The 11,689-nt window shown below is 63.3% G+C and carries 9 protein-coding genes; 4 read left to right on the forward strand and 5 right to left on the reverse strand.

Annotated features, from left to right (window positions below):
* Window positions 1-9 precede the first annotated feature (9 nt).
* The 4 genes from mfd to J2T57_RS16930 form a co-directional block, all read right to left on the reverse strand.
* Window positions 10-3,507, reverse strand: a complete 3,498-nt coding sequence (gene mfd, locus J2T57_RS16915) for a transcription-repair coupling factor (RefSeq protein ID WP_253481714.1) — start codon at window positions 3,505-3,507, stop codon at window positions 10-12.
* 10 nt (window positions 3,508-3,517) lie between these two features.
* Window positions 3,518-4,408 carry a carbon-nitrogen hydrolase gene (locus J2T57_RS16920; protein WP_301289477.1) on the reverse strand — a complete coding sequence of 297 codons (891 nt, stop codon included), beginning with the start codon at window positions 4,406-4,408 and terminating at the stop codon, window positions 3,518-3,520.
* A 62-nt stretch (window positions 4,409-4,470) separates the two neighbouring features.
* Window positions 4,471-5,496 carry an agmatine deiminase family protein gene (locus J2T57_RS16925; RefSeq protein WP_253481716.1) on the reverse strand — a complete coding sequence of 342 codons (1,026 nt, stop codon included), beginning with the start codon at window positions 5,494-5,496 and terminating at the stop codon, window positions 4,471-4,473.
* A 16-nt stretch (window positions 5,497-5,512) separates the two neighbouring features.
* Window positions 5,513-5,803 carry a hypothetical protein gene (locus J2T57_RS16930; RefSeq protein WP_253481718.1) on the reverse strand — a complete coding sequence of 97 codons (291 nt, stop codon included), beginning with the start codon at window positions 5,801-5,803 and terminating at the stop codon, window positions 5,513-5,515.
* Window positions 5,804-5,989: 186 nt separating this feature from the next.
* On the opposite strand from J2T57_RS16930, the gene sfsA reads away from it, so the two are divergent.
* The 3 genes from sfsA to lolD are packed head-to-tail and all read left to right on the forward strand — an operon-like array spanning window position 5,990 to window position 8,675.
* On the forward strand, window positions 5,990-6,721 hold the full coding sequence (gene sfsA, locus J2T57_RS16935) for a DNA/RNA nuclease SfsA (RefSeq protein ID WP_253481720.1): 732 nt from the start codon (window positions 5,990-5,992) through the stop codon (window positions 6,719-6,721).
* A gap of 24 nt (window positions 6,722-6,745) precedes the next feature.
* On the forward strand, window positions 6,746-7,993 hold the full coding sequence (locus tag J2T57_RS16940; RefSeq protein WP_253481737.1) for a lipoprotein-releasing ABC transporter permease subunit: 1,248 nt from the start codon (window positions 6,746-6,748) through the stop codon (window positions 7,991-7,993).
* On the forward strand, window positions 7,986-8,675 hold the full coding sequence (gene lolD, locus J2T57_RS16945; RefSeq protein WP_253481740.1) for a lipoprotein-releasing ABC transporter ATP-binding protein LolD: 690 nt from the start codon (window positions 7,986-7,988) through the stop codon (window positions 8,673-8,675). The genes J2T57_RS16940 and lolD overlap by 8 nt, the downstream gene beginning before the upstream one ends.
* Here lolD and J2T57_RS16950 read toward each other — a convergent pair.
* Window positions 8,672-9,211: a DUF2062 domain-containing protein gene (locus J2T57_RS16950; protein ID WP_253481743.1), complete on the reverse strand. Its 540-nt coding sequence runs from the start codon at window positions 9,209-9,211 to the stop codon at window positions 8,672-8,674. The genes lolD and J2T57_RS16950 overlap by 4 nt on opposite strands.
* Window positions 9,212-9,436: 225 nt before the next feature.
* Here J2T57_RS16950 and J2T57_RS16955 point away from each other — a divergent pair, with 225 nt between their 5' ends.
* Window positions 9,437-11,674 (forward strand): DNA internalization-related competence protein ComEC/Rec2, encoded by a 2,238-nt coding sequence (locus J2T57_RS16955; protein WP_253481746.1) that lies wholly within the window; start codon window positions 9,437-9,439, stop codon window positions 11,672-11,674.
* Window positions 11,675-11,689 lie beyond the last annotated feature (15 nt).

Genomic DNA, 11,689 nt, shown 5'->3' on the forward strand with positions numbered 1-11,689 from the left:
GCGACAGGGTCAGGCGGCTTCACGTTGTCTGAGATTGTCCAGCAGTTGCTCGGCCAAGGCAAAACGATCGGTGGGTTCCGGCAAATCCAGACGGACCTTCAAACGCTCTTGACCTTCGAGACGATAGGTGTCCGGAGAGCCCTGTATCAGCATCACCAGGGCTGCGGGATCGATGTGCGTCGTCGGAGCGAATGCGAGATTGCCACCGGAGGGTCCAAGCTCGATGCGCTTGATCCCCAGCGCTTCCGCGCGAATCTTCAATTCGGTGATGCGGAACAGATTCTTGGTGGCATCGGGCAATAGCCCGAAACGGTCGATCATCTCCACCTGCAGGTCGCGCAACTGTGCCTTGCTGCCGGCATTGGCGATCCGCTTGTAGAGCACCAGACGGGTGTGGACGTCCGGCAGGTAGTCCTCGGGCAGCAGGGCAGGGAGGCGCAGGTCGACTTCGGCGCCATGGTGCAGCGGCTGATCCAGGGCGGGCTCACGCCCCGAGCGCAAGTCCTTGATGGCACGTTCGAGCAAGTCGTTGTACATGGAGAAGCCGATCTCGTTGATCTGCCCGCTCTGCTCGGCACCAAGCAACTCGCCGGCACCGCGGATTTCCAGGTCATGGCTGGCGAGGTTAAAGCCGACACCCAGATCCTCATGGGCTGATATGGCCTCCAGCCGCTTCGCGGCATCGGCGGTCATGGCCTTGCGATGCGGTGCGATCAGGTAGGCGTAGGCGCGATGGTGGGAGCGGCCGACGCGTCCTCGCATCTGGTGCAATTGCGCCAGCCCGAAGCGATCCGCCCGATTGATGATGATGGTGTTGGCGCTGGGGACGTCGATGCCCGACTCGATGATGGTGCTGCACACCAGCAGATTGTGCCGCTGATGGTAGAAGTCGAGCATCACGCGCTCCAGCTCCCGTTCGGGTAGCTGCCCGTGGGCCACGCCGATGCGCGCCTGGGGTAGCAGCGCTTGCAGATCGTTCGCTTTCTTTTCAATGGTTTGCACATCATTGTGCAAAAAGTACACTTGGCCACCACGCTTGAATTCCCGCAGGCAGGCCTCTTCAACCAGCGCCTCGTTCCACTCGTTCACGAAAGTTTTCACCGCCAGCCGCCTGGCGGGTGGCGTTGCAATGATGGACAGATCGCGCATGCCCGCCATGGCCATATTCAGTGTCCGCGGGATGGGCGTCGCGGTCAGTGTCAGCAGGTCCACCTCGGCACGCAGTTCCTTCATGCGCTCTTTCTGACGCACTCCGAAGCGGTGCTCCTCGTCAATGATCACCAGACCGAGGTTTCTCGCCTTGAAATCCGACTGCAGCAGCTTGTGGGTGCCGATGGCAATGTCCAGGGTGCCGTCAGCCAGGCCCGACTGGGTTGCGCGTTGCGATTTGCTGTCCACAAAGCGAGACAGCAGACCGATCTTCACCGGCCAATCCGCGAAACGATCCTGAAAATTCTGATAGTGCTGTTGAGCCAGCAGGGTGGTCGGCACCAATACCACCACCTGAAACCCGCTCTCCACGGCGACGAAGGCGGCGCGCATGGCGACCTCGGTCTTGCCGAAACCGACATCGCCGCAGACCACGCGATCCATGGGCTGTGGCGAGGCGAGATCGGCCACCACCTGATCGATGGCGTCCTGCTGATCTGGCGTTTCCTCGAAGGGGAAGGCCTCGGCGAAGCGCTGATACTGGTCTGCATCCGCCACCATGCTGGTTCCCTGGCGGGCCGCGCGTCGGGCGTAAACGTCCAGTAACTCTGCCGCGACATCCCGGACCTTCTCCGCCGCTCGGCGGCGGGCCTTCTCCCATTGCCCACTACCCAGTCGATGCAGTGGGGCGCTGGATTCATCGCCCCCGGTATAGCGGCTGATCAGGTGCAACGAGGCCACCGGCACATAGAGTTTGTCGCCACCGGCGTACTCCAGTGTGAGGAACTCGGTGGGGAAGTCCCCCACATCCAGGCGTTGCAGCCCGAGATACCGACCAACGCCGTGATCCTCATGTACAACAGGAGAGTTGATTCTCAAGTCATTGAGATCACGAAAGAGGAGGGCGGGGTCCCTGTCCTGGCGCCGGCGTCGTCGGCGCTGCTGCGCGCGATTACCGAACAGGTTTGCCTCGGTGACGATGACGATCCCTTCGCCGTCGGTCAGCCAGGCGCCGCGCTCCAGCGTTGAAACGACGATGCCCAGGCGATTGCTGGAGGCGACGAAATCCGGCCAGTTGCCATGTTGCTGGGGTTTGATGTCGTGGCGGCGCAGGCTGTCCAGCATGGCCTCCCGATGACCGGCAGTTTCCGCCACGAATAGCACCCGTGCCGAAGGCGCCTGTTGGGCGAGAAAATCAGCAAGAGCTGGCCGCTCCGGTTCGTTTTCCTTGGCGTTCAGTGCCAGTGATGGCAGCGGGCGGGTCGCATGGCGAACGACGCCGGGCGCCGGTCCCTTGGCCTGTTCGGCAGCGGTTTCCTGGTGCAGCACGACCACTGCACTGTCCTCAAGGCGTCGGGACAGCTCTTCGGCAGGCATGTACAGGCGTTCGGGCGGCAGTAGTGGCCTGGTCTTGTCGTGGCGGCGCTGCTCGTAGCGGTCCTGCACTTCGGCCCATGCGCTTCCCGCCGCGGCGACGACTCCATCAGCCATGTAGATGGTCGCCCCGCTCGGCAGGTAGTCGAACAGGGTCGCCGTTTCCTCGAAGAACAACGGCAGGTACGACTCGACGCCGTTGGGCATGTTGCCCTCACTCACGTCGCGGTAGATCAGGCTGCGGGTGGGGTCACCTTCGAAGCTGGCGCGAAAACCCGCCCGGAACAGGCCGATGCCGGCCTCATCTACAGGAAATTCCCGCCCGGGCAGCAGTGAGATGGATTCAACGCGATCACGGCTGAGCTGTGTTTCCGGATCGAAGGTCCGGATGGTTTCGACTTCGTCATCGAACAGATCCACCCGGAACGGCAGATCACTGCCCATGGGGTAGAGATCCAGCAGTGCCCCCCGGACAGCGAATTCACCGTGTTCCATGACCTCGGGCACGCAGCGATAACCGGCCTGTTCCAGGCGCCGCCGCAATGCGTCGAGCTGGAGGCGATCGCCCACGGACAGCTCGAACACGTTCTGCTCGACAAAACTGGGGGGAGGCAAGCACTGCAGCAGGGTATTGACAGGTACGACCAGGATGCCGTGACGGGTATCGGGCAGCCGATGGAGTGTCCTGAGCCGTTGCGAAACGATGTCCTGGTGGGGTGAAAAGACATCGTAGGGCAGGGTTTCCCAGTCGGGAAACGCCAGTATTCCCGCGTCGTTGTCTCCGGCGTAGAAGCGCAGCTCTGTCTCCAGTTGCTGCGCGTCGTGGGGCGTTGCCGCCAGGGCAAGCACGATGCCATCACCCTTGCCGGCGACGGCCTGCAGCAGGGCGAGTGCCGGGGTGCTACCCCATAAGCCACTCCAACGAATTGTACGCCCTGTGTGCTTGGGCAGGACGGGATTCAGTGGGCTCTGGATCTCACTCATCAGTGTTCGGTCAGTCTCGGTATAGGCGACACAGGTCGCCGTAATGATCAATACGACGATCGCGCAGATAGGGCCAGGCGCGGCGCACGGCCTCGCTGCGGCTTCGGTCAAGCGTCACCACCACCGTCTGGTCGGCGTCAACGGCACCCTCGGCGAGGATCTCTCCCTGCGGACCGGCGATGAAGCTGCTTCCCCAGAAAAGTGCACCCTGGTCCGGAGCTTCCGGATCAGGCTCGAAGCCGTGGCGGTTGCAGACCAGCACCGGCAGGCCATTGGCCACGGCATGGGCGCGTTGAATGGTGATCCATGCATCGCGCTGCCGGGCCTGCTCCTGGGTGTCGTCCTCTTGCGCCCAACCGATTGCAGTGGGGTAGAGCAGGAGCTCTGCCCCGGCGAGCGCCATCAGGCGGGCGGCTTCGGGAAACCACTGGTCCCAGCACACCAGCACGCCCAGCCTGCCGACACTGGTGTCGATGGGCGTGAAGCCCAGATCGCCGGGCGTGAAGTAGTATTTCTCGTAGTAGCCCGGATCATCCGGGATGTGCATCTTGCGGTAGCGCCCGGCGATGCTTCCATCGCGCTCCAGCACCACCGCCGTGTTGTGATAGAGCCCCGCCGAGCGACGCTCGAAAACGGACGCCACCACCACGCAGTCATGGCGTTTTGCGGCATCGGCCAGTTGATCCGTGGTCGGACCCGGAATGGGTTCAGCCAGATCGAAGGCGGAAGCCTGTTCGCGTTGGCAGAAGTAGGGTGTGCGATGCAGTTCCTGCAACAGCACCAGCTCTGCACCGGCCCTGGCGGCTTCCTCGATGCCGGAGATGGAGCGTGCGAGGTTGGCCTCGGCATCAGCAGTGCAGCGGTGCTGTACCAGACCGACGGTCAGTGTCTTGCCGGGCATGGACGTGTCCGCGCTCGAGTTAAGGGCCGCGTATTCTAACAGGCGAATCCGCCTCGGTTGAATCAGCGAACGATCTGTTGGGTTGCGCAGTGTACGCTGCCGTGCTGGCGGATCAGCGGTAGTGCGGGTATGCGGTGCAGTTCACGGCCCGGGAATAAAGGCGCGAGCAGGTTTTCGGCTGCCTGATCCTGTGGTTGAGCGTAGCAGGGCAGCAGAACTGCGCCGTTGATCACGAGAAAGTTGGCATAACTCAATGGCAGGCGTTCACCAGTCTCGTCATGGTGGGCGCTGGGCCATGGCAGCGGAATCAGGTGGTACGGTTTGCCGGATCGGCTGCGAAATGCCCGCAGCTGATCGGCCATGCGGGCGAGACTGTCGTAGTGGGGGTCGTCCGGGTCGTCGCAGGCGGTGTAGACAATCGTCTCCGGATTGACGAACCGCGCCAGCATGTCCACGTGTCCGTCGGTATCATCGCCTTCCAGGTGGCCGTGATCCAGCCAGAGCACACGATCAATCCCAAACCACTCGGCGAAGCGATCTTCCCACCAGCCCTTGTCGGTTCCCGGGTTGCGTGTATCCGTGAGTAGGCAGCTGCTTGTGGTGAGAAGCGTTCCGCGGCCGTCGGTTTCCAGGCTGCCGCCCTCGAGAATCCACGGCACGGACTCAAGGGGCAGATCGCCGAAGGCACCGGTCGCATGGAGGTGGCGGGTGAGCCTGTCGTCTTTCTCGGCCGGATATTTGCCACCCCAGCCATTGAACTTGAAATCAAGCAGACGGGGGCGGCCATCGCGACCGACCACGGTAATCGGACCATGGTCACGAACCCAGATATCGTTGCTGGGAACAACGTGAATGTCCGGTGCGCCGTGAGGCGCGAGTTGGCTCTGGAGACGTTGGCGGGCGGGCTGGTCGCTACATGCAATTACAAGAGGCTGGTGCCCGAGTATGGCCTCGGCCATACGCAGGAATGTCTGTTCCACTTCTGCCAGGTTGTCTCCCCAGTCACCACCGGCATGGGGCCAGGTCAGCAGTGCGACGCGTTGCATCTCCCATTCGGCGGGCAGGCGCCGCCCGTGCACTGCTTGCATCAAGGTTGTCGCGGCCTCAGTCGTGGCGTTCTACCGAATGCAACACCCGGTCGTGCTCGAAATACACCGTGAAGCCGTCGTAGATCCAGCGGCTGATCGGCGGCTCACCCACAGCCTCGACGCGATCACCGGGGTCGCCGTAGCGGCGGGCAACCTGATCCATGGTCTCGCCGTTCTGGGGGCGTTCAGAGCGAATCTGGTCGGCCTGGCGCACATTGTCTATAAGCAGACGATCTGCCGAGGCAATGGGGGCGAACAGGGCGAGACCCAGGGCGAGTACTCCGATTTTTGCTGCGCGGACTGGCATCCGTGATCTCCACAATCATTTGTCTTGGAGGGTATTACACCGTCTTGGAGTGGGCAACGACCATGCACTGGTTGGCATTCCGGCAAATTCCCAATGCGTCCCGATGTGTTGGCGAGCCGCTACGTTTGCCGAAGCTGGGCTGGTATCCTCTTGCGCGACTGCTCACGCCGCATGCCGGAGTTCGCCATGCAGTTCGAACCGCCGCTGATTCCGGCGACCCTGATAAGACGCTATAAACGCTTCCTTGCCGATGTGCATCTGGACGATGGAACCGCTCTGACGGCCCACTGTCCCAACACCGGCTCCATGCTCGGCTGCCAGGAGCCCGGCGCCCGGGTCTGGTTGAGCCGATCCGATCGGCCGAGTCGCAAGTATCCGCACACCTGGGAATTGGTGGAAAGCAGCCCTGGCGTACTGGTCGGCATCCACACGGGCCGATCGAATCGGCTGGTTGAGGAAGCGCTGAAAACCGGCATGCTGGCTGACCGGCTTGGCGGTTTCGATCGAATCCGGCGGGAGGTCACCTTGCCCGGCGGCGGAAGCCGTATCGACTTCGTGCTGGAAGGACCTGCAGGGGAGCCGCCTTGCTACCTGGAGGTCAAGAACGTGACCGCGGCCGTCGAGGACGGCGTCGCCCTGTTCCCCGATGCGGTCAGCACCAGGGGAACACGGCATATGCGGCATCTGGCCGAGCTGGCAAGCCAGGGTGCCCGGGCGGCGTTGGTGTTCTGTGTGCAGCGTGACGATGTGGCGGAAGTGCGGCCGGCCGATGCCATCGACCCGGCCTATGGGTTGGCGCTTCGCGAGGCCATTGCCGCCGGCGTCGAAGTCTGCGCGCTGGGTGCCCGCGTTTCGCCCCGGCGCATCGCGTTGCAGCGGCGGCTTCCGGTGATATGCCCGCAACTCGACGCGGCCTGAATTGAAGAACTGACGGGAACATACATGTACAAGCCTCTGGAGCTCTTCATCGGGCTGCGTTACACGGGTGCCAAGCGGCGCAACCGATTTGTGTCCTTTATCTCATTGATCTCCATGGCCGGGATTGCACTGGGTGTCATGGCGCTGATCACCGTGCTGTCGGTCATGAACGGCTTCGAACGGGAGTTGCGCGAACGCATTCTCGGTATGGTTGCACATGCCAGCATCCAGGGTGCCTCCGAGCCGCTGTCGGACTGGCGTGATTTGCGCGAGCAGGTGCTCGATCACCCCCGGGTCGAAGGCGCCGCACCGTTTGTCTCTGGCGAGGTCATGGTGACCCGAGGCGGCGAGGTCAGCGGAGCCATGATCCGCGGCATCCTGCCGGAGCATGAAGCCACCGTGTCCCGCGTACTCGATAACGTGCAAGGCGATGCCGCGGAGCGCCTTGAGTCCGGCGAGTACCGGATCATTCTCGGCAGCGCCCTGGCAAGAATGCTCAACGCCCGGGTGGGTGACCGCATAACCGTCGTCACCCCGGAAGCCCGCGCTACCGTTGCCGGTATCGTACCGCGGGTGCGCCGCTTCGAGGTGGCGGGCACCTTCCATGTGGGCATGTACGAATATGATCGCGGGCTTGCCCTCATGCATCTCGACGATGCTGCCGCGATCATGCGCCTGGACGAGGGCATCACAGGTCTGAGGCTCGAATTCGACGACATGATGGCTGCACCCTGGTTGGCCCGTGAACTCGCCCTGACCCTCGACGGGCGCTACTCGGTGCGGGACTGGACCCGTGAGCATGCGAACTTCTTCCGGGCTGTGCAGACGGAAAAGACGGTGATGTTCGTGATTCTGACGCTGATCATCACCGTGGCGGCATTCAACATCGTGTCGACCCTGGTCATGGTGGTAAACGAGAAGCGTTCCGACATCGCCATACTGCGCACGCTGGGTGCAAGCCCCGGCAGCATCATGCGGATCTTCATGATTCAGGGGGCCATTATCGGGATCTTCGGCACACTGCTTGGCACGGTGGCAGGCATCGCCCTGGCCCTGAACGTGGAAACCCTGGTGCCGGCCATCGAAAGCATGCTTGGTCAGCAGTTCCTCCCGGCGGATGTCTATTACATCAGCGACTTGCCGTCGGATCTGCAGATGCGGGATGTTCTGCGTATCTCCGGTGTCGCCCTTGTGCTTTCCCTGGTTGCCACCCTCTATCCCGCCTGGAGAGCATCACGAACCGAACCGGCGGAGGCGCTGCGCTATGAATGAAGTCGACACGACATTGTCCTGCGTGGCAGTTGGCAAGACGTTCAAGGAAGGTCCGGCTCCGGTCACCGTGCTCGAGGATGTGAATCTTGAGGTGCACCGGGGGGAGCAACTCGCCATCGTCGGGCGTTCCGGTTCCGGGAAGAGCACGCTGCTTCATATTCTCGGTGGGCTTGAGCGGCCAAGCGAGGGCACGGTGAGTCTGGCCGGACGTTCGCTGTACGACATGGGCAACAAGGAGCGCGGCCTGGCGCGAAACCGTTATCTGGGCTTCATCTATCAATTCCACCACCTGCTGCCGGAATTCACCGCCGTGGAGAATGTGGCAATGCCGTTGCTGATCCGCGGGGAGTCCGCATCCCTGGCGCGACGTGAGGCTGCTGCGCTGCTTGAGCGCGTCGGCCTCAAGGCACGCAGTGACCACAAACCCTCCGAGCTTTCCGGTGGCGAGCGTCAACGCACGGCCATCGCAAGAGCGTTGGTGACGCGACCGGCCTGCGTGCTGGCGGATGAGCCCACCGGGAACCTGGATAGCCAAACCGCAGATTCCGTTTTCGAATTGCTGCTGGAGTTGAATCAACAGGTGGGCACAAGTCTGCTGGTCGTGACTCACGATCAGGCACTGGCGGCGAGACTGCAGCGCCACGCAATCATGGATGATGGGCGACTGTCCGAGACTGCTTAGGAAGACTCGGGTCTTTTCCTGCGAGCCCGCAATCGGCGGCGTCGCAATTGTGCGCGAATGTGCAGTCGCCAGATCAAATGCACCATGCCGTAGCTGGCCATTCCAAGTAGCACCGCACAGGTCAGGCTGCCCAGCATCAGCGGTTGCCAGATGTTCGCCATCTCCTGCCAGAACCAGTCTATGGTCGGTTCGAAGCCGCGCCGTTGCCGCATGTCCGACCCCATGAGCCAGAGCCCCAGCCTGTACTGGCCGTACATCATCGGCGCCATGGTGATGGGGTTGGAAATCCAGACCCCAGCCAGGGCAATGGGCACGTTGACCCGGAGCAGGATTGCCGTGGCGGCGGAGGGGATCATTTGGAACGGCATGGGAATAAAAGTCCAGAAGACTCCCACACCCAACCCGCCGGCAACACCATGTCGGTTCAGATGCCATAACCTGGGGTTGCCGAGCAGGGCACCAAACAACCGCAACTGGCGGTGCTGACGCACTTCGCTGGACTTTGGCAGATAGCGGCGGAGAAACTTTCTCGGCATCGCGCGACTTTCTGAAGCCTCGATCTGGTGACATGGATGTTCGGCGCCGGGCTGTGACGGTGCGCGCCCACAGGAGCATCACCCGATACGGTGATGGCTTATCTTGCCCTGATTCGCCTTCAGCGTCAGCATAGTCAGCAGAGCGCTGTCCACGGAACGGACGCTGCCATTATTGAACAGACCCGCGCAACCTTCGAATGGTCGCCAGACCTCCAGGGACGGACTATGGCTCACATACTGCCTGGCTTACTCGCCGGGCTTCTGCTGGCACACCTGAACCGGCCAGAACTCTTGGTGGCCGGGCTCATGGCCCTGCTCCCCGGTCTATTCCTGCTGTCGCGGTGCCGTCGGCGTCGTGCTGCCCTGGGTGTGTTGGCTTTCCTCCTCGGATACGCCTGGACTGCCTGGGTTATCGACGCCGAGTTGAATTCACGCCTTCCCCATGACAAGGCAGGCATGGAGGCACTGGTGGAGGGCAGAATTGCCGACCTGCCGGCTGCGGGTGGGCATCGCTTCCTGCTGCGGGTGGACAAGGCCGAAGCCTGGGTTCCACGGCGGATCGATGTGGCCTGGTTCGGCAATGCCGAACCGGTACACGCTGGCGAGCAGTGGCGCTTTCGTCTGCGCTTGCAGCCGGTGGTTGCACCCGCAAACCCCGGCGGCCTGGATCTTGAGCGCTGGCGCACGGCTCGTCGGGTGCACGCCGTGGGTCAGGTTGTTGCAACGCAAGACGCATCGCTGATACAGGATGCACAAGGGCTGCACGCCCTGCGTGAACGTCTATCCGACCGTCTTGTGCGGGTGATCCCGGATTCGGGGGGCGGGGCCATGGCGGCAGCCCTGCTGGTGGGGGATCGGCGCCATCTGGAGCCTGAGCAGTGGCAGCGACTGCTTGATACCGGCACCAATCACCTGGTCGCCATCTCGGGTCTACATATCAGTCTCGCCGCGGGTGGAGTCTGGCTGATTGCCGCTTTTGCCTGGCGTAGATTCTCGCCCTGGTGCGATCGCCTTCCGGCGAGACTGGCCGGCGCGGTACCGGCGCTGGCGGTGGGCGCCGCTTATGCAGCGCTGGCTGGCTTTGCGTTACCCACACAACGTGCGCTCATCATGCTCTTCATCGCGGCGGTGGCCCTCTGCAGTCGTCGCACGGTGGGCCCATTCCAGGTGCTGGCCCTCGCCGCGGTTGCCGTGCTGGTGAGGGACCCGCTTGCCCCGCTACAGGCGGGCTTCTGGCTATCCTTTCTCGCTGTGGCTGTGCTGGTCGCCGTGATCCGCCACCGTCACGCACCGCCATGGCCAGCGTGGCGGCAATGGGCGGCGGCACAGCTCGCGCTTTTTCTCGGCCTTGCGCCAATGACCGCCATGAACTTCGGCCATGTCGCACTGGTTGCACCCCTGGCAAATGCCTTCGCGGTGCCCGCGGTGGGGGCGCTTATCGTGCCCTTGTTGTTGGCGGCGACGCCGATGTTGCTGATCTCGTCTGCCGTTGCCGACTTCATTATTGGTTGGGCAGGCTGGTTGCTCACCCTGCTGGACGCGGCCCTGGGTGGGCTGGCTGCCTTCAGCCCGGTCTTGCGGCAGGGGGCGACAGTGGGTCCGGTGATCGGTGGGCTGAGCTTCGTGCTGGTGCTGGTCTGGTTGCGGGGCGTGTCCCGCTTGGTCTTGTTGCCGATGGCGGCGTTGCTGGCCCTGACCCTGTCATGGCTGCCTGCCCGCATCCCCGACGGCATGGCTGACGTGCTGGTGCTAGATGTGGGATACGGCCACGCCACTCTCGTGCGGACGCGGCATCATTCGCTGTTGGTGGACACCGGTCCTGCGGCTTTTCGGCGTGGCAGACTGGATGCCCTCGCCGAAGCCGGTATCAGCAAACTGGATCGCCTGCTCATCAGCCGCGACCGCGCCGGGCAGCACGCCAGGGGCCAGGATTGGCCAGCGCATCGAATGGCGTACGGGCGTTACGCAGACCATCCGTGCCGGCAAGCCGGCTCCTGGCATTGGGACGGCGTCGACTTCCGCGTGGACGCCGTGGGGGAGGACGATCGCTGTGTGGTGAGTGTGGCAGCCGGTGAAGCCAAGCTGCTGATCGCCACCGGCATCGAGCGGGCAGGGGACTGGGCCCGGTTGCCTTCGGCCGTTGGTAGTCCTGATTATCTCGTGGTGCCGGGGCATGGTCATCGCGACCTGATCCCCGACCTTGAGGCGACTCCCGGTTTCGCGATCGTGCCCGTCGATGCCCGGGGCCGTTATGGCCTCCCGCATGCCTCCCTCCTCGACCATATGGAGGCGGGCGGCACAACTGTTCTGCGCACTGGCTGCCACGGCGCCGTAGGCTGGCGGCTGGGTTCCGCTGAGCGACCGGTCACACAGCGCAGTCAACGCCCATGGTGGGACGGGGCGCGCCCCTTCGGTCAAGACGGCAAATCCGATATGATGCCGAGCGTATGCAGGGAGGGGTGAGCACTGCTGCCACAC

The organism is Natronocella acetinitrilica (assembly GCF_024170285.1).
Classification (GTDB): Bacteria; Pseudomonadota; Gammaproteobacteria; order Nitrococcales; family Aquisalimonadaceae; genus Natronocella; species Natronocella acetinitrilica.

Excerpts from the sequence above, each read along its gene's own strand:
- mfd (WP_253481714.1), bottom strand. The coding sequence starts at position 3,507 with ATGAGTGAGATCCAGAGCCCACTGAATCCCGTCCTGCCCAAGCACACA.
- J2T57_RS16920 (WP_301289477.1), bottom strand. The coding sequence starts at position 4,408 with ATGCCCGGCAAGACACTGACCGTCGGTCTGGTACAGCACCGCTGCACT.
- J2T57_RS16925 (WP_253481716.1), bottom strand. The coding sequence starts at position 5,496 with ATGCAAGCAGTGCACGGGCGGCGCCTGCCCGCCGAATGGGAGATGCAA.
- J2T57_RS16930 (WP_253481718.1), bottom strand. The coding sequence starts at position 5,803 with ATGCCAGTCCGCGCAGCAAAAATCGGAGTACTCGCCCTGGGTCTCGCC.
- sfsA (WP_253481720.1), top strand. The coding sequence starts at position 5,990 with ATGCAGTTCGAACCGCCGCTGATTCCGGCGACCCTGATAAGACGCTAT.
- J2T57_RS16940 (WP_253481737.1), top strand. The coding sequence starts at position 6,746 with ATGTACAAGCCTCTGGAGCTCTTCATCGGGCTGCGTTACACGGGTGCC.
- lolD (WP_253481740.1), top strand. The coding sequence starts at position 7,986 with ATGAATGAAGTCGACACGACATTGTCCTGCGTGGCAGTTGGCAAGACG.
- J2T57_RS16950 (WP_253481743.1), bottom strand. The coding sequence starts at position 9,211 with ATGCCGAGAAAGTTTCTCCGCCGCTATCTGCCAAAGTCCAGCGAAGTG.
- J2T57_RS16955 (WP_253481746.1), top strand. The coding sequence starts at position 9,437 with ATGGCTCACATACTGCCTGGCTTACTCGCCGGGCTTCTGCTGGCACAC.